This is a genomic window from Sedimentibacter saalensis (assembly GCF_007830175.1).
In the GTDB taxonomy this organism is placed as follows: domain Bacteria; phylum Bacillota; class Clostridia; order Tissierellales; family Sedimentibacteraceae; genus Sedimentibacter; species Sedimentibacter saalensis.
This window is the reverse complement of sequence record NZ_VLKH01000012.1, coordinates 72,641-97,850: the sequence shown is the minus strand read 5'-3', so window position 1 is coordinate 97,850 and position 25,210 is coordinate 72,641. Positions and strand designations below refer to the sequence as shown.

General features: G+C 36.2%; 20 protein-coding genes and 1 riboswitch. Of the genes, 18 read left to right on the top strand and 2 right to left on the bottom strand.

Going from position 1 to position 25,210, the window contains the following annotated elements:
* Window positions 1-10 precede the first annotated feature (10 nt).
* The 13 genes from kduI (at window position 11) to LY60_RS15960 (ending at window position 15,519) form a co-directional block, all read left to right on the top strand.
* Entirely contained in the window at window positions 11-838 is an 828-nt protein-coding gene (gene kduI / locus LY60_RS16020; protein ID WP_145086240.1) for a 5-dehydro-4-deoxy-D-glucuronate isomerase, read from the top strand.
* Between the two features lie 21 nt (window positions 839-859).
* Window positions 860-1,645, top strand: a complete 786-nt coding sequence (gene kduD, locus LY60_RS16015; RefSeq protein ID WP_145086328.1) for a 2-dehydro-3-deoxy-D-gluconate 5-dehydrogenase KduD — start codon at window positions 860-862, stop codon at window positions 1,643-1,645.
* A 41-nt stretch (window positions 1,646-1,686) separates the two neighbouring features.
* Window positions 1,687-2,316: a bifunctional 2-keto-4-hydroxyglutarate aldolase/2-keto-3-deoxy-6-phosphogluconate aldolase gene (locus LY60_RS16010; protein WP_145086237.1), complete on the top strand. Its 630-nt coding sequence runs from the start codon at window positions 1,687-1,689 to the stop codon at window positions 2,314-2,316.
* An 8-nt stretch (window positions 2,317-2,324) separates the two neighbouring features.
* Window positions 2,325-3,347: a sugar kinase gene (locus tag LY60_RS16005; protein ID WP_145086234.1), complete on the top strand. Its 1,023-nt coding sequence runs from the start codon at window positions 2,325-2,327 to the stop codon at window positions 3,345-3,347.
* A gap of 111 nt (window positions 3,348-3,458) precedes the next feature.
* Window positions 3,459-3,632, top strand: a riboswitch (cobalamin riboswitch).
* Window positions 3,633-3,725: 93 nt separating this feature from the next.
* Entirely contained in the window at window positions 3,726-4,838 is a 1,113-nt protein-coding gene (cobT, locus tag LY60_RS16000; protein WP_145086231.1) for a nicotinate-nucleotide--dimethylbenzimidazole phosphoribosyltransferase, read from the top strand.
* 86 nt (window positions 4,839-4,924) lie between these two features.
* The gene (locus LY60_RS15995; RefSeq protein ID WP_145086228.1) at window positions 4,925-5,506 is read left to right on the top strand and encodes a DUF4256 domain-containing protein; all 582 of its coding nucleotides are present in this window, start codon (window positions 4,925-4,927) and stop codon (window positions 5,504-5,506) included.
* Between the two features lie 335 nt (window positions 5,507-5,841).
* The gene (gene ppsA / locus LY60_RS15990; RefSeq protein WP_145086225.1) at window positions 5,842-8,451 is read left to right on the top strand and encodes a phosphoenolpyruvate synthase; all 2,610 of its coding nucleotides are present in this window, start codon (window positions 5,842-5,844) and stop codon (window positions 8,449-8,451) included.
* A gap of 216 nt (window positions 8,452-8,667) precedes the next feature.
* Window positions 8,668-9,690 (top strand): FG-GAP repeat domain-containing protein, encoded by a 1,023-nt coding sequence (locus LY60_RS15985; RefSeq protein WP_145086222.1) that lies wholly within the window; start codon window positions 8,668-8,670, stop codon window positions 9,688-9,690.
* Window positions 9,691-9,809: 119 nt separating this feature from the next.
* Entirely contained in the window at window positions 9,810-10,583 is a 774-nt protein-coding gene (gene ku / locus LY60_RS15980) for a non-homologous end joining protein Ku (protein WP_145086219.1), read from the top strand.
* Between the two features lie 2 nt (window positions 10,584-10,585).
* Window positions 10,586-13,033 carry a DNA ligase D gene (ligD, locus tag LY60_RS15975; RefSeq protein WP_145086216.1) on the top strand — a complete coding sequence of 816 codons (2,448 nt, stop codon included), beginning with the start codon at window positions 10,586-10,588 and terminating at the stop codon, window positions 13,031-13,033.
* Between the two features lie 124 nt (window positions 13,034-13,157).
* Entirely contained in the window at window positions 13,158-13,517 is a 360-nt protein-coding gene (locus LY60_RS15970) for a DUF134 domain-containing protein (RefSeq protein WP_145086213.1), read from the top strand.
* A 295-nt stretch (window positions 13,518-13,812) separates the two neighbouring features.
* Window positions 13,813-14,655 (top strand): undecaprenyl-diphosphate phosphatase, encoded by an 843-nt coding sequence (locus tag LY60_RS15965; protein WP_145086210.1) that lies wholly within the window; start codon window positions 13,813-13,815, stop codon window positions 14,653-14,655.
* A gap of 165 nt (window positions 14,656-14,820) precedes the next feature.
* The gene (locus tag LY60_RS15960; protein ID WP_145086207.1) at window positions 14,821-15,519 is read left to right on the top strand and encodes a lysophospholipid acyltransferase family protein; all 699 of its coding nucleotides are present in this window, start codon (window positions 14,821-14,823) and stop codon (window positions 15,517-15,519) included.
* A 189-nt stretch (window positions 15,520-15,708) separates the two neighbouring features.
* Here LY60_RS15960 and LY60_RS15955 read toward each other — a convergent pair whose 3' ends face one another.
* Window positions 15,709-17,094, bottom strand: a complete 1,386-nt coding sequence (locus LY60_RS15955) for a M20/M25/M40 family metallo-hydrolase (RefSeq protein ID WP_145086204.1) — start codon at window positions 17,092-17,094, stop codon at window positions 15,709-15,711.
* A gap of 257 nt (window positions 17,095-17,351) precedes the next feature.
* Here LY60_RS15955 and LY60_RS15950 point away from each other — a divergent pair, with 257 nt between their 5' ends.
* The 5 genes from LY60_RS15950 (at window position 17,352) to LY60_RS15930 (ending at window position 23,714) form a co-directional block, all read left to right on the top strand.
* Window positions 17,352-18,473 (top strand): aminotransferase, encoded by a 1,122-nt coding sequence (locus LY60_RS15950; RefSeq protein WP_145086201.1) that lies wholly within the window; start codon window positions 17,352-17,354, stop codon window positions 18,471-18,473.
* Window positions 18,474-18,525: 52 nt separating this feature from the next.
* A complete protein-coding gene (gene rlmD / locus LY60_RS15945; RefSeq protein ID WP_145086198.1) occupies window positions 18,526-19,710 on the top strand; it encodes a 23S rRNA (uracil(1939)-C(5))-methyltransferase RlmD in 1,185 nt (394 codons plus the stop codon).
* A 10-nt stretch (window positions 19,711-19,720) separates the two neighbouring features.
* A complete protein-coding gene (locus LY60_RS15940; protein ID WP_145086195.1) occupies window positions 19,721-21,325 on the top strand; it encodes an ATP-dependent nuclease in 1,605 nt (534 codons plus the stop codon).
* Between the two features lie 500 nt (window positions 21,326-21,825).
* The gene (locus LY60_RS15935; protein ID WP_145086192.1) at window positions 21,826-22,005 is read left to right on the top strand and encodes a hypothetical protein; all 180 of its coding nucleotides are present in this window, start codon (window positions 21,826-21,828) and stop codon (window positions 22,003-22,005) included.
* 653 nt (window positions 22,006-22,658) lie between these two features.
* The gene (locus tag LY60_RS15930; protein WP_145086189.1) at window positions 22,659-23,714 is read left to right on the top strand and encodes a hypothetical protein; all 1,056 of its coding nucleotides are present in this window, start codon (window positions 22,659-22,661) and stop codon (window positions 23,712-23,714) included.
* Here the strand turns inward: LY60_RS15930 and LY60_RS15925 are convergent.
* The gene (locus tag LY60_RS15925; protein ID WP_170226272.1) at window positions 23,711-24,592 is read right to left on the bottom strand and encodes a DNA-methyltransferase; all 882 of its coding nucleotides are present in this window, start codon (window positions 24,590-24,592) and stop codon (window positions 23,711-23,713) included. The genes LY60_RS15930 and LY60_RS15925 overlap by 4 nt on opposite strands.
* Between the last annotated feature and the right edge of the window lie 618 nt (window positions 24,593-25,210).

Sequence of the window (25,210 nt, the reverse complement as noted above, 5' to 3'; positions counted from 1 at the left end):
AGGGGAAAAAATGGAAGTTAGATATGGCATAAGCCCAATAGAAGGCAAGGGACTGGATACAAAGGGTCTGAGAGATAATTTTTTAATCGATGATTTGTTCAGAAATGGAGAACTTAAGTTACTTTACAGTCATATTGACAGAATAATCGTGGGGAGTGCGGTACCTGTTGATTCATTGGAATTGCCAGCGGGTAAGGAACTGGGAACAAGCTTTTTTTTAGAAAGAAGAGAGCTTGGAATCATTAATATTGGATCTAAAGGATATGTGACATTGGATGGCGTAAAATATGAAATGAATAATAAGGATGGGCTGTATGTAGGCAAGGGAGTCAGGGAAGTTTGTTTTGAGAGTGATAATAGCAATAATCCTGCAAAATTTTATTTGAACAGCGCTCCTGCTCATAAGGAATATCCTACGGTAAAAATTGACATGAAGTATATAACACCGCAGCATCTGGGAAGTCTGGCTTCATCAAACGAAAGAAAATTATATCAATACATTCATCCTAATGTATGTGATAGCTGTCAATTAGTGATGGGACTTACGAAGCTTGAGCCAAACAATGTATGGAATACTTTCCCGTGTCATACTCATGAAAGAAGAATGGAAGTTTATTTATATTTTGATATGGATGAAGAAGGGCTGGTTTTTCATTTAATGGGTGAAGCTGATGAAACAAGGCACATTGTCATGAGGAATGAACAAGCAGTCATATCACCGAGCTGGTCTATACATTCAGGTGTAGGCAATAAAAATTACACATTTATATGGGGAATGGTTGGAGAAAATATCGAGTTTACAGATATGGACCACATAGATAATATTAAAATAAAATAAAGGAGATCAATTATGGATGAAATGTTCAGTGAATTAGATAAATTTAATATGGACATGTTTTCCTTGAAAAATAAGGTTGCTGTTATAACCGGCGGCAATAAGGGGCTGGGTCTGGCCTATGCAGTTGCACTGGCAAAGGCAGGTGCCGACATCTTTTTACCATGTCGTTCCAAAACAAACTGGGAAGAAATCGAGAGTTTAATTAAAAAGGAAAACAGAAGAATAGAATTCATGCAGGCAGATTTATCTGATAAAGACATGGCAAAGGCATCTATTGATAAATGTGTTGAAGTGTATGGGAAAATAGACATCCTTGTTAACAATGCAGGTACCATAAGAAGATCTCCCATCACAGAGTTTAAGGATGCAGATTGGGAAGAGGTTATTGATATAAACCTCAATTCAATATATTACCTATCTCAAACAGCAGTAAAATATATGATTGAGCAAGGCGGAGGAAAAATAATCAACATAGCATCAATGCTGTCATTTCAGGGAGGAAAGTTTGTTCCGTCATATACTGCCAGTAAACATGGTATAGCCGGATTAACAAAAGCATTTGCAAACGAATTGGCTAACAGGAATATTCAGGTAAATGCAATAGCACCGGGATATATTAAGACAGATAACACAGCTCCCATAAGGCAGGACGAAAAGAGAAATATTGAAATACTATCAAGAATTCCAGCCGACAGATGGGGAGAAACCTCGGACTTAATGGGTACGGTTGTTTATTTGGCCAGTCCTGCTTCTGATTATGTAAATGGTCATATATTGGCAGTTGATGGAGGATGGCTTGTGAGATAGATTTTCTATATTTGTATTATAAAAAATCAGGGAGGATGAAAATGAGAAAATATGAGGTTCTGCAAAGAATTGAAAATGTTGGTGTTGTGGCTGTTGTAAGAGCAGAAAACAGCCAGCAGGCAAAGAATATAGCGTTGGCTTGTATGAACGGCGGAATAGATTCTATTGAAATTACATTTACAGTTCCGGGGGCTCAAAAGGTCATTGAGGCATTGACAGAAGAATTCGGTGATACGTTATTGGTTGGTGCAGGCACAGTCTTGGACAGCGAAACTGCCAGGATTGCAATATTGGCCGGTGCAAAATTTATTGTAAGCCCTGCATTTGATATTGATACTGCAAGATTGTGCAACAGATATCAAATACTTTATATGCCAGGCTGCGTATCATTGACTGAAATGATCAAGGCTATGGAAGCTGGTGCAGATGTTATCAAGGTATTCCCGGGCAGTCTCGTTGGTCCTGAGTATATAAAGGCAGTCAAAGGTCCTTTGCCTCAGGCAGTACTCATGCCTACAGGCGGAGTAAGTCTGGATAATGTGGATCAGTGGATTAAGAACGGATGTATAGCTGTAGGTGTTGGTGGTAATTTAACAAAGGGTTCCAGTGAGGAAATGACCAAATCAGCTAAAGAATTTGTTGACAAGGTAAAATCTGTAAGAGAACAGTAGGAGGATATATGAAAAAAGTAGTGACTTTGGGAGAAATAATGCTCAGGCTTTCAACTCCGGGGTATGAAAGATTTATACAAGCGGATTCCTTTGACGTTGTTTATGGAGGAGGAGAAGCTAATGTAGCAGTTTCACTGGCCAATTTTGGGTACGATGCATACTTTGTTTCTAAATTGCCTAAAAATGAAATAGGTCAGGCAGCAATAAATCATCTGAGAAGATTTGGAGTAAGCACAGATTATATAGTGAGAGGCGGCGAAAGAGTAGGCATATACTATTTAGAATCTGGAGCATCAATGAGACCCTCAAAGGTAGTTTATGATAGAGCTCACTCTTCAATTTCAGAGGCTGAAGCAAGTGATTTTGATTTTGATGCAATATTTAAAGATGCTGATTGGTTTCATTTTTCAGGCATAACTCCGGCTTTAAGTGAAAAGGCGGCTTACCTTACTGAAGAAGCATTAAAAGCTGCTAAGAAACATGGGGTTACAGTTTCTGTTGATTTGAATTACAGAAAAAATCTATGGTCATCTGAGAGAGCTAAGGAAGTGATGACTCATCTCATGCAGTACGTTGATGTTTGTATCGGCAATGAAGAGGATGCAGAAAAAGTTTTGGGATTTAAACCAGGTGAGACAGATGTGACTTCCGGAGAATTGGAACTGGCAGGTTATAGAAATATATTTGAGCAAATGAAGGAAAGGTTTGGATTTAAATATGTAATCAGCTCACTGAGAGAATCATATTCTGCTTCGGACAATGGCTGGTCAGCATGTGCATATGATGGCAATGAATTTTATCATTCCAGAAAATATGATATCAGGATTGTAGACAGAGTCGGCGGCGGTGATTCCTTCGCAGCCGGAGTAATATACGGCTTGCTTGAAGGTAAGGACTTTAAAGATGCTTTGGATTTTGGCGTAGCTGCTTCTGCTTTAAAACATACAATTAATGGAGATTTCAATATGGTCACTGTTTCTGAGGTCGAGAATTTATTAAAAGGCGATGCTTCAGGCAGAGTTCAAAGATAATAAACAATGCAGATCAACTCATATTTATATGGTTGGTCTGTTTTTATGGAAAAATAAATTTTACAGTTACATTTATTTGACTTAGCTTGAATTTTATATTAAAATTGAATTAATTAAATATAAATTTCAGGTGCCCATTAGGGAGAATAGGGAAGACGGTGAAAGTCCGTTACGTACCCAACACTGTGAAGATGAATCCTTTGCCGTACCACTGGCATATGCCGGGAAGGGGCAAAAGGATGCTTGAGTCTGAGTCAGGAGACCTGCCTGGAAAGAAAAAAGTCTTTCATTTACTGAAAGCATCGTGATGACGGAAAAGTCCCGACCATATAATATTATGGCGGGACTTTATTTTTTTTATTAATTGGAGGAGTGTAAATGAACAATGGATTTTGCAAAGATTTAAACATTAGGAACATGAGTGAAAAAGAACTGGAGCTGAGACTAAATGAAATCATATCAGGTATTAAAAAGCCTGATTTTAACTCAGCTAAAGAAATGCAGGAGAGACTTGATGGTAAGATAAAACCTACCAGGAGTCTTGGAGTGCTTGAGGATATTGCTGTTCAGCTGGCAGGAATACAACGAACTGCATATCCTGAAATCAAGGGAAAGGCAGTTTTATTAATGGCCGGAGACCATGGTGTTGTAAAGGAAGGGGTTAGCGCAGCTCCACAGGAAATAACTGCACAATTGTTCAACAGTTACTTAAGTGGAGGCGGCGGAATCAATGTGTTGACTAATCATGCAGGAGCAGACCTTGTATGTACCGATTTAGGTATATCTCGTCCTATTAGTCCACCAGAACTTATGGCTAACCGCATAAAAAACGGAACAGATAATATTGCAGAAGGCCCAGCCATGACAAGAGAAGAAGCTCTTAGAAGCTTATTGACTGGTGCTATGGTTGCATCAAATGCAATTGAGTCTGGAAAAAACATTTTAGCAACAGGAGAAGTTGGAATCGGAAATACAACTCCAAGTGCAGCTTTAATTACAGTTTTCACAGGCTGCAGTGTTGAAGAAGCTACAGGCAGCGGAACCGGTTTGAAAAATGATGCTTTAAAACATAAACATGAGGTAATAAAAAAAGCAATTAAGATAAATAATCCAAATCCTGATGATCCAATAGATGTATTGTCTAAAATAGGAGGATTAGAAATTGCTGCAATGGCAGGTGCAATTTTAGAAGCAGCAAAACAAAAAGTACCAACAATATTAGATGGCATCATTTCTTCTGCAGCAGCTCTTGTAGCTGCAAAATTAAATCCTTTTTCAATTGAATATATGATATCTTCTCATTCTTCAGAAGAAAAAGGTGAATTAATAGCTTTAAAACACATTGGTATAGAGCCAAGATTATTTTTAAACATGAGATTAGGAGAAGGCACAGGTGCAGCACTTATGTTTCCAATGGTTGAAGCAGCTTTAAAAATTGCTGATGAAATGGCTACATTTGAAACTTCGGGTGTAAGTACAGGAGATTTTTAACTCTTATAATGTGTGGTGATTTCTAATTTATTTATTGGGTATAATCACTATATCTTAATAAATTAAAATTAATGAGGAGAAATCACATGTCAAAAATAGATAAAGTCAGCAATAAAATAAAATTGTCACCGGAACAGCACCAAGAACTGATAAGCATATTAAAAGTGCGTTTTGAAAAAAATATGAACCGCCATAGGAACATTGACTGGTCAAAGGTGCAAGAAAAACTTGAAATTGATTCTGAAAATCTCTGGTCACTTTATGAAATGGAAAGAACCGGTGGTGAACCGGATGTAGTTGGTCATGATAAAAATACGGATGAATACATTTTTTATGATTGCTCAGCAGAAAGCCCAAAAGGCCGCAGAAGTATATGTTACGACCGTGAGGCACTTGAGTCAAGGAAAGAACATAAACCTGAAAATAATGCTGTTGATATGGCTGATGATATGGGTATTGAGCTGTTAGATGAAGAACAATACAGGGAGCTGCAGAAACTTGGCAGTTTTGATACTAAGACGTCAAGCTGGATCAGAACACCTGAAAATATCAGGAAACTCGGTGGAGCATTGTTTTGTGATCGCCGCTATGACACTGTCTTTGTCTATCACAATGGAGCAGAATCTTACTATGGTGTCAGGGGCTTTCGTGGCTCACTAAGGGTGTAAATCATAGGGGACGGTTCTCAGTGATCAATTAAAAGTCTAATTTTCTTTAGTAAATACCATTAAATATTTATTGATTAATGGTATTTTTTATTTTTAAAACTCGCAAGATTTCGTACATAACTTTTATTTATCTCCACTTTAATTATAACATATAAAAAAATATAAGTGTAGTCTGTTTGTTATTTTTTGATAATGCTATAATGGGGATTATTGCAGAAGCAAGAGGCAATAATACAATGAATAGCTAGCAAAATTAGTGTCAAAAAAATATTCACTCTAATAGTTTTATGAAAGACAATCAAAATATAAATAGTAAAGCCATAGGAGGTAGACATATGAGTTCATATGTTCTTGGGTTTAAGGATATTGACAAAACAAAAATCATGTCTGTTGGTGGTAAGGGAGCAAATCTAGGGGAACTTTCCAGGATTGAAGGCATACGCGTGCCCGAGGGTTTTTGTGTTTCTACTGAAGCATTTAAAAGAATCATTGGAGAAACGCCGTCTATTAAGGAACTGCTTGATCGGTTATCGCTTTTAAAATTAGAAGACAGGGATAAAATAAATAAAATCAGTGCTGAGATTCGAAGGCTCATAGAGGATGCTGTCATCCCAGAAGAAATTGAAGAAGAAATAACCAGCATTCTCTTAAGTTTTAGAGAAAAAAATGCATATGCAGTACGTTCAAGCGCAACGGCAGAGGATTTGCCCACAGCTTCCTTTGCAGGCCAGCAGGATACGTATCTTAACATTATGGGAAAGGATTCAATCATAAAGCATATCAGCAAATGCTGGGCTTCTCTGTTTACTGAGAGAGCAGTAATTTATCGCATTCAAAATGGCTTCGACCACAGCAAGGTCTATTTGTCTGTGGTTGTTCAGAAAATGGTATTCCCACAGGCTGCAGGAATTTTGTTTACTGCTGATCCTGTTACTTCTAACAGAAAGATTTTATCCATTGATGCCAGCTTCGGACTTGGTGAAGCCTTAGTCTCCGGGATAGTTAATGCTGACAACTACAAGGTACAAGATGGAAAAATTATTCATAAGAATATATCAAACAAGAAAATGGCTGTCTATTCCTCAAAGGATGGTGGTATTTTTGTACAGGAGACTACACCTGAGCAGCAGAACAAGCAAGCACTGACAGATGATCAGATATTACAGCTTGAAAATATTGGCAGGATAATAGAAGAACACTTTGATTACCCTCAGGACATTGAATGGTGTTTGGCTGATGAAACATTTTACATTATCCAGAGCCGACCAATCACAACATTGTATCCCATCCCGGAAGCAACGACAAACGAAAAACATGTCTATCTATCTGTCGGTCATCAGCAAATGATGACAGACCCTTTGAAGCCATTAGGAATGTCTTTGTTTTATTTAACATCTTTTGGACCAAAGTATAAAGCCGGTGGAAGGCTGTTCGTTGATGTTACGCAGATTTTGGCTTCGCCTGATACCAGAGATGCTTTATTAAACAGCATGGGTCAACACGATCCTCTTATGAAAGATGCACTTATGACCATAATAAAGCAAGACTTTACAAAGTCTCTAACAGATGAAAAGAAAGAGGTGAGTTCTGTTAATAACAATAAAGACAGATTGCCGGAAGATTTTCACTCGCAAGTTGATGATCCGAAAATTGTACAGGAGTTGATAAAAAACAGTCAATCATCTTTAGAAGAATTGAAACAAAACATCCATAATAAATCAGGTGTGGAATTAATTGATTTCATTCTGGAAGATATACCAAAATTAAAGAAAATTATATTTGACCCCAAAAGTTCAGCTGTGCTAATGACTGCATTAGATGCTTTAACATGGATCAATGAAAAAATGTATGATTGGCTAGGTGAAAAAAACGCAGCTGACATTCTTTCTCAATCTGTACCGAACAACATAACTGCAGAAATGGGTTTGTCTATATTGGATGTTGCAGATGTAATTCGTCCGTATCCGGAAATAATTGATTATTTAAAGCATGAAAAAGATAATGAATTTTTAGAGAAAATTGTTAAGTTTGATGGAGGGCAGAACGTAAGAGATGCTATTTATGATTTTCTTAGCAAGTATGGAATGAGGTGTGCCGGAGAAATTGATATTACCAATACCCGTTGGAACGAAAAACCTGCTATTTTACTACCAATGATTCTCAACAACATCAAAAACTTTGAGCCTGATGAAAGCAAGAGAAAATTCGAACAAGGAAGACACGATGCTCTTAAAAAAGAACAGGAATTATTAGATAGATTGAAGCAATTGCCGGATGGTGCGCAAAAAGTCAAAGAAACAAAACGAGTGATTGACATACTAAGAAATTTCACAGGATTTAGGGAATATCCAAAATACAGCATAGTCAGCCGCTACTTTGTCTACAAGCAGGCTTTAATGAAAGAAGCTGAACAACTGGTGATAAGCGGTGCTATTAATGATAAAGAAGACATATATTATCTCACTTTTGAAGAACTTCGCGAAGTTGTGGGCACAAACAAACTGGATTACCAAATTATTATAAACAGAAAAGAAGAGTACAAATTATATGAAAAATTAACTCCTCCCCGAGTTATAACCTCCGATGGTGAAATAGTTGCCGGCGAATATAAACGGGAAAATATTCCGGATGATGCTATTGCAGGTCTATCAGTTTCTTCCGGAGTTATAGAGGGAAGAGCACGTGTTATTTTAAACATGGAAGATGCAAATCTGGTAGAAGGAGATATATTAGTTACCAGATTTACTGACCCTAGCTGGACACCGTTGTTTGTAGCAGTAAAGGGCTTGGTCACTGAAGTTGGCGGACTTATGACACATGGAGCAGTTATAGCACGGGAGTATGGATTGCCGGCAGTTGTGGGAGTTGAAAATGCAACCAAACTCATAAAAGACGGACAGCACATTCGCTTAAACGGAACAGTAGGATATATTGAAATACTATAATTCATAGTCTCTATCCTAAAGACTATGAATTATCACATAGGAAATGAGGCTAATAATTAAGTATACTGACTTTGAATAGCCGCTCATTATAATTAATGAGTGGCTATTTCTATGAACTCATTCGTGTTAATGAATAGACAATAAGGTTATTTTCATTCATGATGATGTTGAACGGCGCATATGCTGAAACAAAAAGCGCCTGAGAAAGGAGTTATTATGCGAAAATTGTTTTTGTTTTTTATTCTAATATTAGCACTTTGTGCTTGCAGCAGTAAAGGCACTACAAAATCATCAACTGCTAAGCCGCAGGACGAACTTGGGAGCAATTCTTCCAATCCGAACAATGCAGCCAATCCTGCAAAACCAAGCGATTCAGCAGTCTATAACTGGCTTATTACAACATCTGATACCAAAAAAACAGCTTTGAATGTTCCTTCAACAGGTAAATCAATTGATATAACCGTTACTCTTTATTTTGTTGCGTGGAAAAACGGAGGAGAGGATATGTTTGGTGAATATGAAGGGCGTGCGCTGATTGCATTTGACGGAGACATGAGTAAGCTGTCTTCCGGAGGTATTTCATTCACCGGCGGGTTTATGGACGACAATATATGCGAAAATATATCTTTTGAGTTGTTACCGTATAATCAGGAGACTATTCAAGCAGATGGATCTGAAGACATTGATCTGGCACCGCTGGCAAAGTTTGTGGGACAGTCAGAATTTATAACTGATGAGTGTCTCATCAATCAACAAACATGGAAAGCTTTAGCAGATGGAGAGGTTAAGCTTGATATAAACAGCAGCTTTTCAGACGGAGAAAAATACCCACAAGGATTTATTCTTAAAGCAGACGAAAGCACAGTCTTTGTTTCTGTTCCCACATTTACTCAGACATACAATCTTGACTATTTTAAGGGAGAATTAATTAAGACTACTGATGAAATAGAACCTATGGAGTGGTTCAGGGACACTGTTATGACACGTATGGAAGAACGCCTTGCCATGAGTGAGTCACAAGGCGAATCATCAGCACCAGATGTAGCGGATGAAAGTCAAGAATTGCCTCAAGGAGGTTATTTTACAGATTCTGAAGGGCATGAAGGTTTTGATCTGGATGGTGATGGAAAGCTTGATATATGGTTTGATGATGAAGGAAATGTATGGAGTGATTTTGACAATGACGGAAATTTTGAACCTGCTCCGGAAGGTGAATTTAGCGAGGGCGCACTAAATTGACGAATGTAGATTAAGTAATATTTTGATTAAATTGTTACCCATTGAAACCCCAAAACATTTAAACTATTGCAGAATACTTATGATTTAATTGGAAATAATGTCTTTGGAGGTGTTCTACTATGATATCACGTAAATCGGTAATTACTTTCGGTATGGTTGCAATTCCCATTGGCATGTACACAACCACACAAGACAATGACATTCATTTCAATCAACTTCATAAGGAAGACAACAGCCGCATAAGGTACAAGAAAACCTGCGCCCATTGCGGCAAGGAGATCAATACAAAAGATATTGTAAAGGGATTTGAGTATGATGAGGACAAGTATGTTGTCATCACAGAGGAAGAAATAGAAAAAATCAAGACGGAAAAAGAAAAGTCTATTCAGATTCTGCACTTTGCACAATTAGATCAGATTTCCCCGGTATACTATGACAAAACATATCAAGCCGTACCGGAGGCCGGTGGCGAAAAAGCATTCGAGCTGCTTCGTTCTGCATTGATGGCTGAACAAAAAATTGCCATAGGTAAGACTGTCATGGGAACAAAAGACACACTGATGGCAATTATTCCTCGGGAGGACGGAATCCTGGTTTCTACAATGTTCTATGCAGATGACATCAAGGAAATTCAAAAACAATATACTAAGCCAGAAGTATCCGAGCAGGAGCTTAATATGGCAAAGATGCTGATCAATTCAATGGATACACCATTTGACCCTTCAAAATATACAGACGAATACCAGGCAAGACTTCGTTCTCTCATAGAGACAAAAATTTCCGGAAAAGAAATTGTTGCAGCAGAGCCAGGCAATACAGGCAAGGTAATCGACCTCATGGAAGCCCTGAAGGCCAGCGTTGAAAAAGCTAAGAAAGACAAGGAATCGGCTTGATAATGACTGCACATCTAAACGAATATAACGAAAAGAGAAATTTTGAGAGAACAATGGAGCCGGAAGGCAAAAAAGAAAATTCTGAAGAAGGCCTGAAATTTGTCATACAGCATCACATGGCCCGCAGAGATCACTATGATTTGCGTCTGGAATGGAACGGTGTTCTTTTGAGCTGGGCAGTTCCAAAGGGTCCTTCTTATGACACCCGCGATAAGAGGCTCGCTGTACATGTTGAAGACCATCCCCTGGAATACAGAAACTTTGAAGGTACTATTCCCAAGGGAGAATACGGCGGTGGAGTGGTCATGCTATGGGATGAAGGATTATGGGAACCTTACGGGAATGTTGAAGAAAACCTCAGAGAGGGAATGCTTAAGTTTGTTCTGAAAGGAAGACGGCTTAAGGGAAAGTGGGCTTTAGTAAGACTGAAAGCAAAAGAAGGGGATACTAAGGATAATTGGCTCTTTCTTAAGGAAAAAGATGAATATATAAAAACGGACGATGGAATATCCCAATATACAACCAGTGTCAGGACAGGACGCAGTATGTTGGAAATTGAAACAGGACAGGATGAAAAATTTACAAGAAATCCTTTCACAACAGCTGATGTACAGCTTGCCAAATTAGTGAAGACAGTTCCAGAGGGTGAGGATTGGCTTTATGAGATGAAATATGACGGCTATAGGATAGTTGCATTTGTAGAAGGCAACAGCGTCCGGCTGATGACCAGAAACAGCAATGATTATACGAAACGTTTTAATGATATTACTTCATCTCTTATTGACTGGGCTGCCGGAAGGGCAATGGTGCTGGATGGTGAAGCAGTAATAACAGACGAGTCAGGAAAGACTGATTTTCAGGCATTGCAAAACTACTTGAAAAATCGCAAGGCTAAAAGTCTCACATACATCGTGTTTGATCTACTTGCGTTGGATGGAGTGGATCTTCGAGGACTTTCCTTGATTGAAAGAAAAGAAATGCTTGAATCATTAATGAAAAATGCACCTGAAAATTTATACTACAGCCGTTATGTGAGAGGAAACGGAAAAGAAAGCTTTGCTGCTGTCTGTGAAGCAAGTATGGAGGGTATAGTTGGCAAAAAGGCTGATTCCGTCTACAGCGGAACAAGGAATGGTGACTGGATTAAACTTAAATGTGATAAAAGACAGGAATTCGTCATTGGAGGATATACTCTTACAGACAAAAAAGCATACGGGGTAAGTTCACTTCTCCTTGGTGTTTATGAGTGTGAGGAATTAGTCTATGCAGGTCGTGCAGGCACTGGCATAAGTGAGAGTGACATGAAAGTACTTGAAGAAAAGTTTATGAACTTAAAGATTGATGATACGCCCTTCAAGCTGGCTCCTAAAGCCAGAAAAGATGAAATGTTAACTTGGCTAAAACCTGAACTTGTGGCGGAAATAAAATTTGCTGAATGGACTGAAGAAAATCTATTGAGGCATGCAAGCTTCAAGGGGCTCAGGTCAGATAAAAATCCTAAGGACATAAAAAGAGAAAAAGCAGATGAAGATACACAGCTGCAATTTCAATCGCCTGTCACAGAAGTGGAGAAGACAGTAGAAGCAGACTCAAATAGCCTAATGGTTGAAGGAATAAAGATTACCAATCCCGACAAAATAATATTCGAAGACACGGAAATTACAAAAGCAGATGTGGTTCGGTACTACCAATTGGTTTCAGAGAGAATGCTTCCTTTTGTGAGACAAAGAATTCTAAGCATTGTTCGGTGTCCCAAAGGCGTATCACATACATGTTTCTATAAAAAGCATCCCGGGCCGGGCAGCAAAGGAATCATTACAATACCTATTTCAACAGGAAGCGGAGAAACTGAAGATTACTTTTATATTGAGAATCAATCCGGACTTATATCCGAAGTGCAAATGGGCACTTTGGAATTTCATACATGGGGAAGCCGTGTTGACGAGCTTGAAAAACCAGATGTAATGGTGTTTGATCTTGACCCGGATGAAGGGATGGAACTGAGCAGGGTCCGCCAGGGTGTAGAGGATATAAGAAGTATTCTTACTGAACTTTCGCTTAATTCATATCTTAAGACAAGCGGAGGCAAGGGATATCATGTGGTCGTCCCTTTAAAACCTTCTGTTAACTGGGATGTATTCCATGACTTTGCAAGAGGCGTTGCCGAAGTGATGGAGAAGAAGTGGCCCGAACGCTACACAAGCAATGTCAGAAAATCAAAACGTACAGGCAAAATATTTATCGACTGGATTCGAAACGGAAGAGGAGCTACAAGCATTGCTCCCTATTCTCTCAGAGCAAGAAAAGGCGGAAGAGTGTCCATGCCCATTGCCTGGCATGAACTTGACACCGTTGAACCGGATGGCATCAGCATGGTAGATGCACTTAAAAGAATTTCTGAAGATGACCCATGGAAAGATTTTTATCAAAATGACCAGATGCTTAAGTAAAGCAGGTTATTCTATAATGTTGTCATGTATCTGAACAAGCATCAATGAATGTATCGATTGACATTGTTAAAAAAATCACCTATAATATTGATAGATTAGTAAAAATAAGCAATGGAGTGTTAACATGTCAAGACCCAGGAAATGCAGAAGAGTATGTTGTCTTCCTGACAGCAGCCAATACGGACCTTTGGATTCAAACCTAAACAATGAAAACATCATTAATATGACACTTGATGAGTATGAAACTGTAAGACTCATTGATATAGAAGGATTTTCACAGGAAGAATGTGCAATTCGAATGAATGTAGCACGTACTACAGTACAGTGGGTATACAACGATGCAAGAAAGAAACTTGCTGACTCATTGGTTAACTGTAAAATTTTAAAGATTGAAGGCGGAGAATACATGCTGTGCAATGGTGAGGAAAATTTCTGCAACAAGGGCTATTGCAAAAAAAGATGCGAACAAGGTGTGGAAAATTAATATATTAAAACAATGATTGTTGGAACAGGAAGAAAAAGAAGTAGAAAATTTTAAGGAAACAGTATACCTTTCAAAATTGTAAGATAAGAATGTTAATTGTAAGAGAAATCGATATTTGGATTTCTCTGTTTTTATTATAATATATGCAGTTAGTGAATTAGAACAATGGAGATTAACAGAGTAACAACATTTGAAAAGGATAATTATGACACTTAGACCGCATATTTGTTTATGCAATAACCATATATTGTTATAATAATACTTGTATTAAAATATATTTAGAAAAGGTGATTAGATGGATATTATATTGATTATTAAATCAATACTGTTAGGTGTTGTTGAAGGACTGACAGAGTTCTTGCCTGTGTCATCCACGGGACACATTGTTATTTTTGAAAACATTATTAAATTTAAAGGAACTACACCAAGTTATGTTGAAATGTACACATATGTAATACAGCTTGGAGCCATACTTGCAGTTATAGTTCTTTACTGGAAAAAGATAAAAGACACTGTTGTTAACTTCTTTCCGCAGAAAGTTGGTTACGAAAAATCAGGATTTAAGTTTTGGTTTATGATATTCATTGCTTGCATTCCAGGAGGTATATTAGGAATTCTGCTGGATGACTTAGCGGAAGAATATCTGCTTTCTTCAATACCTGTAGCCATAACTTTGTTCCTTGGCGGCATATGGATGATTTATGCCGAGAATAAATTCAGGAAAGGCAGTGCAAAAAATAAAGAGTTAAGCGTTACTCCAAAACAGGCCTTGATAATAGGTTTGTTTCAATGCCTAGCCATAATACCTGGAATGTCTCGTTCAGCTTCAACAATTATTGGAGGATGGATAGCAGGACTTTCTACTGTTGCAGCAGCTGAGTTCTCTTTCTTTTTAGCAATACCTGTCATGGTCGGAATGAGTACATTAAAGATTGTAAAAATAGGGGGATTGTTTATATTAACTTCCTCTGAGATGATTTCTCTTGCGGCAGGGTTTATTGTTTCTTTTATTGTAGCCTTAATTGTAATCAATGGTTTCATTTCATACTTAAAGAAAAAGCCCATGAAGGTATTTGCTGTATACAGAATGATATTTGCTGTCATTGTATTGCTGGCAGGGTATTTAGGAGCTTTTTAGAAAAGGAATAAGAATTTCTGCTGGTCATTAAGTAATAATTCAGAAACTGTGAAGAAAGTTACAATTGAAAAACCTCCCATGATATAGAAAATCTAAGTCATGTTTGACACATTACATGTTTAAAGATATAATCTCGAGTATAGAAAATTTGGGAGGAATAAGCAAATGATATCTTCTACAGCGGTAAAAATTATAAATATATTACCAGGTAAATTTTCCTCGTTTATATCTAAAAAAGTTGTTGATAAATATCTTAAAAAATATGCAATCATAAACATAGAAGGAAGCGAAAACCTAAAGAACATAAAGACACCAACTATTTTTATATGTAATCATTTAAGCAATTCTGATGGATTAGTTTTAGAAAAGGCTTTAAAGGAGATTGACCCAACATTTGTTGCAGGTGTAAAGCTTTCAAGTAATTCTTTGACAAGCATTGGGATAAATGTAATAAAGACTACAAACATAAAACCTGATACTGCTGATAGAGAAGGTCTTAAGAAGATTATTAAGCTTGTTAAGCAAGGGGAAAGCATAGTGATTTTTCCGGAAGGAACAAGAAGCAGGGTTGGCAGTCTGATAGAAGCAAAGAAAGGAATCCTTCTCATATCAAAAATGACAGGTGCTCCTATTGTACCTATTGGATTATACGGGACAGAAAAATTGATGCCAATAAATAAAGAAGATATGGGCTCGGAAACATTTAATTATGCAGATGTCCATATCAATATCGGTAAACAATTTGAACTTCCCATGATAGAAACAGAGCAAAATAAAAAAGATTATGAAGATTTTGCCATAAAGTATGCAATGAAGAAAATAGCAGGATTGCTGCCTGAGAATTATAGAGGGGTATATAAATGAGCAGATTAAGTAAGCTGCTTGCTGTCCATTGGCTGTGCAAATCATACGAGGCTGTAGGTTGCTTATGGTCAGCATACAACACGGTTTACAATAGATGAATCTTAACCATAAAAAAACCTCCTATGATATATAATTTATCATAGGAGGTTTAATATCATAACTAATTTACAGACAATTTCATAGCGCTGTTTATTCAGATATACCAAAAGAATTAATTTTCTCTTCTATTCCGTCTCTTCTTATAGCACTTTTTTCTAAGTTGCGTGTATCTGTTCTAATAACGTCATAGAGGGCTGCACCAATCATTTCTCCTGCCTGTTGCAGTCTGTCCAAACTAATATTAATTTTGATTGTATCCTCTGGTTTATGATACCAAGGTTCCAAATTACCGTCTTCATCTCCCCAAATAAAGCATGCTGCAGGAATTCCTATTTCACCAAAATATCTGTGGTCTGATGATGAACCTTTACCTACCTCCAGAATGTTGTTGCCTAATCTCATTCCGGATGCCACTGCTGATTCTGTAACTAAGTTTGGCTGTCCGTTTGTTGTATCTGCATACAGTATGTTACAAGGGCCATGACTGGTTGCAATCATATCCATGTTAAAATTAGCAATGCTATTGTCCAGCTCATTCTTAGAAAGATGTTCAACATAGTAATAAGAACCGTCTAATCCTATTTCCTCTGCACCGCATGCTATGAATCTTATTTCTTTATCAGTTGGATATGATTTTAAGATTCTAGCAAATTCTATCAACATTGCTGTACCGGATGCATTGTCATTTGCTCCGGGAGCGTGTGGAACACTGTCATAATGAGCTGTTATGTATACTATGCCTGTATTTGCTTTTAGTGGTTTTCTTGTGGCAATTACATTTTGTGACTCTGTCATTAATTCTGCCTTTATTGTAACTGTAACATCAGAATTTTTCATTGCTTGTAAAATTACTTGCCCATCTTCCAGGGATATGGATATATATGGAATTGTGCTTTTGTATTCTCCTAAAGTAGGATTTACGTTTCCCGAAGCGTTATTATACATAAGGACACCTATAGCACCTGCTTCTACAGCGTTCTGTGCCTTGATAGCAAATGAAACACTTCCCCTTTGTACAAATGCAATTTTTCCTTTAACATCAGCAGGAAAATCAGTTGCAGCCGCTCCCAGACCACAGTCTACCAGTTTGCCTGTTATACCGTCCAGATCAGTATACCCTGAGCCAGTTGCTGTATTCACCATAAAAAGTTTATCCTTTAGAATGTCTACAGTCAATTCTGATACAACATTATTGATTTTAAAAGTTTGAACCTCAACGTCATATCCTAATTTTTCAAACTGTTTGCTGATATAATTTGCTGCTTGCCTCTCTTCTGCTGTTCCGGCTACCCTTGGACCAATTGTTTCACTTAAGTATTTAATGTGTTCAAGTGCTTTTCTGGAATCAATTCTAGCAAGCACTTTTTGGTCAAATGCTGTTGATGCATTTGTATTGACTGCGGCAAATGATGACATGGAAAATACCATCATAAAAACAAGGATCATAGAAAGTATTCTACAACTTTTTTTTACCATATGTTTTTCTCCTTATTATATTTTTTTATCAGCTGATTTATGAGAGTATAACATAGGCTTATTGTTAAAAATTATCGAAAATTCTATTTAATCAAATATTTTTTTAATACAAATTATACGGAGTTATGACAGTAATAATTATTGTATTAAACCAGAAAAATTTATGTTATAATATTAATAAAATTTTAGATGTTGTTTTAATTATAAATTTGGCAATGATTTTGGGAATAACACAATATTATAAAATGGAGGGTAACATGAAAATCAGAACTTTTAAAGTAGAACAGTGGATGAACGATTATGAAAATGATGCAATCTATAACCTTGGTGAAACTTGTATTGATTCAATGACCTTGGGAGAATTAATAGAACTTTCTGGCCAAAATCCGGATAAATATTTAGTCTCACTGAAAGACAAAAGAATGACTTACAGCCACATTTACGGCTCTCCGGAACTGTTAGACGGCATAGCAAGCTTGTATAAGAACATTGTACCCAGCCAGGTTATTCCTGCTCATGGTGCCGTTGGTGCAAATCATCAGGTTATAATGTCCATGATAGAACCAAAGGACAACATGATATCAGTAATGCCTACTTATCAGCAGCATTACTCCATTCCTGAATCAATTGGAGCTGAAGTAAGAATTCTCCAGCTGACACCGGAAAATAATTTTCTTCCTGATCTGAAACTTTTGAAAAGTCTGGTTGATGAAAACACAAAGATGATCACAATAAACAATCCTGACAATCCAACAGGTTCATGGATTACGGATGATGTTATGATGGGGATAGTTGAAATAGCAAGAAGTGTCAATGCATACATTTTGTCTGATGAAGTATACAGAGGAATTTCTGAAGATGGAAGTTACATGACTTCAATTGCTGATATATATGAAAAGGGAATTTCAGTTGGCAGCATGTCTAAGATATTCTCCCTTGCAGGGCTCAGAATGGGATGGATTGTATCAAGAAGTGAAGAAGTAATAGAAGCTTGCCGTAAACGAAGAGATTACGATACAATAAGCTGCGGTGTCTTGGATGATTTGTTTGCAAGTATGGCTCTGGCAAATAAGGAAATGATATTTGAAAGAAACAGAAAAATATTAATCAAAAACAGGGAGATACTTGACCAGTGGGTGAATGAAACTCCGGAAGTAAGTTATATTAAACCTGTTGCAGGAACAACAGCTCTTGTATATTATAAGAAGGATATGCCATCATACGATTTGTGTGTGAGATTAATAAAAGAAAAAGGTGTTTTATTTACTCCAGGCTCATGTTTTGAAATGGAAGGCAGCGTAAGAATAGGTTATGCATTTGATTCCATGACGTTAAGAGAAGGTTTGGATAAGTTTACTGAATTTCTGAGAGAAATCTAGAAGCTAAAGAAACACTAATAACTGGAGTATAAAAGATTTTGTGAGGAATGTGATGCAAATAGAAAAAAATAATGATTTAGAAAAACTTAAATGCCCTGTTTCAGATAAATGCGGAGGCTGCCAGTTGCAGCATTTCAGCTATGAGAAGCAATTGCTGGAAAAGCAGGAACAAGTAAATGCTCTTTTGGAGAAGTTCTGCAAGGTGGAAGATATTATCGGAATGGAAAGTCCGTATTATTACCGAAATAAAGTCCATGCGGCATTTGATACAGACAAAAAGGGCAATGTCATATCAGGAGTATATGAGGCAGGGTCTCATAGGGTTGTTCCCATAGACAGCTGTTTAATAGAAGATCAGCGGGCAGATAATATTATTGTCACTATCCGAGGTATGCTTAAATCATTTAAGATAAGAACATACGATGAAGACAAAGGAATAGGACTGTTGAGGCATGTGATGGTAAGAACCGGTCATTTAAGCGGTGAAATAATGGTTGTACTGGTGCTTGCTTCTCATATATTTCCATCGAAAAATAATTTTATTAAAGCTCTTATGAAGAAACATCCGGAAATAACAACAATAGTCATGAATGTGAACAGCAAAAAGACAAGCATGGTTCTTGGAGAAAGAGAACAAGTGCTGTACGGCAAAGGGTTTATAGAGGATACTTTATGCGGCAAAGTTTTTAGAATTTCACCAAAATCATTTTACCAGATAAATGCTGTTCAGACAGAGGTTTTATACGGAAAGGCAATTGAGCTGGCGGATTTAAAAGGAAAAGAAACAATAATTGACGCATATTGCGGCATAGGAACCATAGGAATAATAGCCAGCAGCCATGTTAATAAGGTAATAGGCGTTGAGCTTAACCGTGATGCTGTAAAAGATGCAATAACAAATGCCAAAAGAAATAAAGTAAATAATATTTATTTCTACAATCAGGACGCAGGTGAATTCATGAACCAAATGGCTGCTAAAAAGCAGTCAGTAGATGTTGTGTTCCTTGATCCACCAAGATCAGGAAGCACAGAAGAGTTTATGAACTCAATGATTTTACTGAATCCTAAAAAAGTGGTTTATATTTCATGCAATCCGGCAACTCTTGAAAGAGACCTGGCATACCTTGTAAAAAGAGGCTACGAAGTAAGAAAAGCAATCCCCGTAGACATGTTCCCCGGAACGGAGCATGTGGAGTGTGTTGTGTTGATATGGAAGAAAACAATTTGGCAGAAATAAGGAGTTTGTAATGGACACAGAAGTTGAAAGGTTAGAGTTAAAGGCACCTCAAAAACCACAGGTTTTTGTAAACAGTATCACTTTTAACGATGGGACTGCGCGTCAGCTTACTCACGGCAGCATCGTAGTCTTTACTGGAGCTAATAATAGTGGTAAGAGTCAAGTTCTACGTGATATTGAATTGCGTATTAAGGATGCAAGAAGTCCTTCTGTTATTGTGTCAGAGTTGACAACGGATTACGTAGGCGAATTTGATGATGATTTTGTTGTCAACAAGTTTAAGCTTGATGACGACGGAAACTATTGGCTTGGAGGAAATGGTACTTACCCTCAAGGATGGAAATCACAGTGGAATAATCACTCGCTGAGCATCTTATTCACATTGTTTGTGAATCGACTGGATACAGAAGAACGGTTGATTGCTTCGAAGACGAAGCCGCTTTATAATGGTTCTCCGCAAGAACAGCACAATTCATTGCATACTGTTTATGAGTTTAATGCAATAGAAGATACAATTTCAAAATTATTCTATGAGGCGTTTGGGGAAGCGCTTATAGTAAACAGACGTGCAGGCACTAACGTTGCTTTACAAGTCGGCAAACGTCCCTCATGGGAAGGTCAAAGAGACGGCGAGGGCTCGTATTATGATGCTGTTAGAGCCCTACCTTTGCTTGATAAACAAGGTGATGGTATGCGTAGCTTTGCCAGCATTTTGCTTGATACTTTCACTTCGGATCACTCCGTTACCCTCATCGACGAACCCGAAGCGTTTTTACATCCACCACAAGCGCGAATTCTCGGCAAGATGTTAGCCAAGAATAATCCATGTGAACGCCAGCTATTTATTGCTACACACAGCGCGGATTTTATAAATGGATTATTAGACGCTGACAATAACAATGTTATCGTAATACGTATAAATCGTGATGACAACACAAATCACATGAATACTCTTGGAAACGATAAAATCAAGGAGCTCTGGAGTAACCCTTTGTTGCGGTATTCAAATATTTTGAATGGCCTTTTCCATGAAAAGATAGTAGTTTGCGAGAGTGATTATGATTGCTTGTTTTACCGTGCAATTCTTGACGCGATTTTTGAGAGTGATGGAAAAACGGCTCCGGATATTATGTTCACACATTGCGGAGGAAAAGACAGAATGAAAGATGTAGTCGCTGCGTTAAATGCTTTAAAAGTTCCCGTCGTCGCAATTCCTGATTTTGATATTGTAGATGATAGTGCCAAACTTAAGAGCCTAAGTTCTGCATTTGGGATTAACTGGAATAATGTCTCCGATAATATGAACAAGGTCTATGCCTGTATAAACGCAGAGAACGGGAAAATCCGATCTATGATTAAGAAAAATGGTTCTTCTGTTTTCACGGGTGAGGCACCAGCGGCATTTTGTGCTATTGATAGTTTTTTCCGTTCTGCTGGCTTGTTTATAGTTCCTATTGGTGATATCGAGAGCTTCGATAAAACTGTTAACAAAGATAAAAAAGATTGGGTATATGCAATACTGGAACGTGGTAATCTTAACAGTGAGAGTAATCTTGAAACCGCTCGAAAATTCGTAAAATCGATCGTCGACTACAAACCAAGCCATAGTGAATGAGAATCAGCAATAGCTTAGCATATGGAAATACCTATAGTAGGGTGAATATAAATTCAGTAGTCATCTATTAAGATTTTCTGGTATCTTTAAATAATTATGGTCAGCAACTACATCAAGTTATTACAATAGAACTACTGACATTATCTTAAACAGTGATACACCACTGGCACTCGATATGTACTCTAGAACCTTAAAACCATTGATATGTTTCATTTAACCATGAAAATACTTAGCAATGGATGATATGTTCTGCTTAACCTTGACATCAATAATGAGAACTCGGTACACGTTGAGACAGTTGTGTTTATAGAGAAGAAATGGTTGAAATCAATGGGTTTCGTAATTTTTTAATTTTTAATTCCCTTGGATGAAAGTTTGAGGGATTTTTGTATAGGGGGTTATACTATTTGGCGGAATAAATAATTTTGTAAAATTGTTAAATGGATTTAGTGTTTACCGTTAACAATAACACAAGGCAAAAAATATATACAATTTAGCTAATGACTTGCATATGGCAATGCAGCAATTATATAAAGAATGGAAAAGATGCACGCAAGGGAACAGTTATAGATGATGAATGTGTAAGCATGATAAATATAAATAAACCGACTATAGTAAAGGAAAAAACAAAGGATGACAAGAAGTATTACAGTTATATCAGCAAGAGCGAACATAACTAATCTAGCTGAAAATATTCAAACCAACAGAAAGAAAGTAGCACATACTGCAGGTTTTCAACTGACAATGAAGAACAGTATCAAGCTATTAGGCGATAAGCGGTTCAAATATTACGTAGTATCTGTAGGCAAGCTCGGATGTAATAGATGCTAAATAGACATATTGAAAAAATATTGGAGATTACATTATGAATAATGAGGGGGATGATTAGATAGCTATCGATACAATAAATGTGATTTAAATGGAAATAATTTAACTGAGTTTAAATGATGTTTTTCATTATGTACTATTAGTGTAATATAAACGTTAGTTAACTATTTATACAACGGTAGTCATCTGGTAACCTTTTTTTTGCTATCTGCCATTAACACTCCACACCGTGGAGACAATTGTGTTGATAGAGAAGAAATAGGTTGAAATCAAAGGGTTTTACTATTGTTTAATTAAATATTACTGTGCTTTATGTTCCCTTGGAAGGTGATTTCGAGGGAATTTTTGTATAGGTGGGTAAACAATTTGGCGGAAGTAAGGGGTTTCGCGGAATTGTATATAATGTTACTAATATGTTTTTTATAGGTTTATTATGTGCAATTTAGGAAATAATAAGAAGAAGCATTTACTAAACTATACATATTAGAAAGGAGAGAAAATCTTTATGGATTTTTTGTCTAATTTCAGAGAAGAATTTCTTTATAACTTCATAAATTATTCATTTGATAATAATACTCTAAAATTAAGACCAGTTTACATTAATGGAAAACTTTTAAATCAAAAATCAAAATTCATAAAGGTATCTGATATGCTACGCATTAGAAATACAAGGTTTCCGGATATTGATGAGATAATGGTAAAGTTTGATTTGAAAGGTAAAAGACCAGCTGAAATCAAGTTTAGAACATCACAATTTGAATATCATTCAGATAAGAAATATAAAGAGCAGTATAACGAATTTAAAATAAAAAACGGATGCATTATAGTAGCTAAACATGATTATTTACCTATAGGACTAGAGGATGATGTTATAGATGTTTTTGAACTGAATTTTGAAGAATTAAGATTATACGGCAAAAGTAATTATGATAAATTATTAAATTTACAGGTAAGAGAACATAGTATTCAAAAAATTTGGTTAATGGAGACTTCTAAAAATTTTTATGAAGGGGCAGACGGTGTGAAGCCAGCAATAGAAAGTCATATTTGGTGTCCCACTGAACAGCTTACATCACTAGATCTTGGTGTGAATGATATAGTAATTTTTATTAAAACCAAAGGTGCTTCTAAACAAAAGGTGCAAAAATTTTATATCCCAGAAAACTGGGTTTTAGATGAATTGTTCATAGCTAGAGTAAAAAAGCCAATTATGAATAGAAAGGAATATTGTCAAATCAATAATATATCTTATATGACTCCTTTATGGTATGATGAAACTTTGGAAGGGTATTCAAATCCTAGGGTTAAAAAAAGGAAAAATAATCCAACAAAAGGAGAATGGAGATGGAAAAGAGTTTTTGAATTTATGCCGTTATATTATTATAATAATTTAAATATTAAAATAAGTAATTTTTTAATAATTAACCGCGATTTCTGTGAAGCATTAAAAAGAACTTATGGGGCTGGTTATTCTACCGAAATAAGCAAACAAATTTATGAGAAAACTATTTTGGATATATTAAAAATAACAAATACAAGAGAGTATATAAGACCCTTTTAAGAAAGTGTCCAATACCAATTTTGATATGAGTTATAACAATAATTTCCTTTATCATCAAGGTAATACCTATACAGGTTATTATGGCTAATAATTTCTTTCAAGTAGTTCTCATTCACTTCATAACCTATTGCATTTCGCTCTAGCTTAAAAGCGGCTTTTAATGTGGTTCCTGAGCCACAAAATGGATCCAAGATGGTGTCTTCCTTAAGACTGAACATCCTAATTAACCGTTCAACTAATTCGGAAGGGAAAGGAGCAGGATGATTCGTTGTCTTACTATTAACTGGTTCGATGAACCAGATAGGTTTCAACCATATAGTAGCTTCGCTTTTTTTATCAATAACATCTCCTTTAAGTTTATATATTTCTCTAGGAGGAATATCTCTACGTTTTCCAGGCTTTCTAAATACAAGAATGTGTTCATTAGATAAATCCATATGTATATATGGAGGATAAACAAATTCACTATCAACATTACCAGGTATTATTTTTGAAGATTTATTGCTTGTCTTACTCCAAATAATATGTGAAAACAAGTCGTAATCAAATTCTTCAAAGATATTAATTATATTAGCTTGTAAAGGGTATGTTTTACATCTTGAGTCTTCTTCTTTTCCACCATATCCTGCTTTGGGTCTAATGTCACCAACTATAAAAATAGCTAATGAATCTTCTTTTAAGACTCTAATGCATTCAATTATATTATTCCTTAAATAATAAAGAAATTGCTTATATGTCATACCAAGTCCGATTTGATCTTGTTGTTCATAATCTCTAAGCATCCAATAAGGTGGGCTTGTCAAAATTAAATCTATTGAATTATTCGTAATTTCAATCATATCTGTACAAGAATTTTTTAAATAAATTGTTAAGTTCAAAATTATCTCCCCCTTAAACAAAGTTATGTACAAAAATAAAAAATAATACATAAAATTTTCATGCAAAAAATATTTTAATTAGGTGTTTTTAATCCTTTTGGAAGGTGGTTTCAAGGGAATTTTTGCATAGGGGAGGAAACAATTTGACGGAATTAAGGAGTTTCGCTAGATTGTTTTGGTTTTACGAATAAGTATGGCATGAAAAAATATAATAAATGTATGAATTCAGGTGACTAATTTGTCTAAATTATAATTTTATGCATGCAAGCGATTTCTATAATATTTATTAGAAAATTATGATATAATAAAAATAAATATTTCAAAGGTGCATATAAATTGTAAAGTATATTAAACTTTAGTATAAAAAATAAATGTTTCAGAAGTAGACCCCTAAATAAACTTTATATAAAACATATAAATCGGCGCTATGAGTTTTATTGTCTTTCAAAATTAACCTTTTTACCACTTGAAGAGCATTTAAATTCAGCTTTATTAATCTCATTAACTACTACCTTATTAAATTCATTTCTTGTCATATTATAATCCTCTCATTCAATTAAAATTTTAAAATAATATTCGTTGCTTTCTCTTCTTATATAACATATAAAAGCAAGTTCT

Bases quoted from the DNA above. Each gene is read 5' to 3' on its own strand.
- ligD (WP_145086216.1), top strand. From the start codon at position 10,586: ATGACTGCACATCTAAACGAATATAACGAAAAGAGAAATTTTGAGAGA.
- cobT (WP_145086231.1), top strand. From the start codon at position 3,726: ATGAACAATGGATTTTGCAAAGATTTAAACATTAGGAACATGAGTGAA.
- kduD (WP_145086328.1), top strand. From the start codon at position 860: ATGTTCAGTGAATTAGATAAATTTAATATGGACATGTTTTCCTTGAAA.
- LY60_RS15930 (WP_145086189.1), top strand. From the start codon at position 22,659: ATGGATTTTTTGTCTAATTTCAGAGAAGAATTTCTTTATAACTTCATA.
- ppsA (WP_145086225.1), top strand. From the start codon at position 5,842: ATGAGTTCATATGTTCTTGGGTTTAAGGATATTGACAAAACAAAAATC.
- LY60_RS16005 (WP_145086234.1), top strand. From the start codon at position 2,325: ATGAAAAAAGTAGTGACTTTGGGAGAAATAATGCTCAGGCTTTCAACT.
- rlmD (WP_145086198.1), top strand. From the start codon at position 18,526: ATGCAAATAGAAAAAAATAATGATTTAGAAAAACTTAAATGCCCTGTT.
- LY60_RS15935 (WP_145086192.1), top strand. From the start codon at position 21,826: ATGACTTGCATATGGCAATGCAGCAATTATATAAAGAATGGAAAAGAT.
- LY60_RS15950 (WP_145086201.1), top strand. From the start codon at position 17,352: ATGAAAATCAGAACTTTTAAAGTAGAACAGTGGATGAACGATTATGAA.
- ku (WP_145086219.1), top strand. From the start codon at position 9,810: ATGATATCACGTAAATCGGTAATTACTTTCGGTATGGTTGCAATTCCC.
- kduI (WP_145086240.1), top strand. From the start codon at position 11: ATGGAAGTTAGATATGGCATAAGCCCAATAGAAGGCAAGGGACTGGAT.
- LY60_RS16010 (WP_145086237.1), top strand. From the start codon at position 1,687: ATGAGAAAATATGAGGTTCTGCAAAGAATTGAAAATGTTGGTGTTGTG.
- LY60_RS15940 (WP_145086195.1), top strand. From the start codon at position 19,721: ATGGACACAGAAGTTGAAAGGTTAGAGTTAAAGGCACCTCAAAAACCA.
- LY60_RS15965 (WP_145086210.1), top strand. From the start codon at position 13,813: ATGGATATTATATTGATTATTAAATCAATACTGTTAGGTGTTGTTGAA.
- LY60_RS15985 (WP_145086222.1), top strand. From the start codon at position 8,668: ATGCGAAAATTGTTTTTGTTTTTTATTCTAATATTAGCACTTTGTGCT.
- LY60_RS15955 (WP_145086204.1), bottom strand. From the start codon at position 17,094: ATGGTAAAAAAAAGTTGTAGAATACTTTCTATGATCCTTGTTTTTATG.
- LY60_RS15970 (WP_145086213.1), top strand. From the start codon at position 13,158: ATGTCAAGACCCAGGAAATGCAGAAGAGTATGTTGTCTTCCTGACAGC.
- LY60_RS15960 (WP_145086207.1), top strand. From the start codon at position 14,821: ATGATATCTTCTACAGCGGTAAAAATTATAAATATATTACCAGGTAAA.
- LY60_RS15995 (WP_145086228.1), top strand. From the start codon at position 4,925: ATGTCAAAAATAGATAAAGTCAGCAATAAAATAAAATTGTCACCGGAA.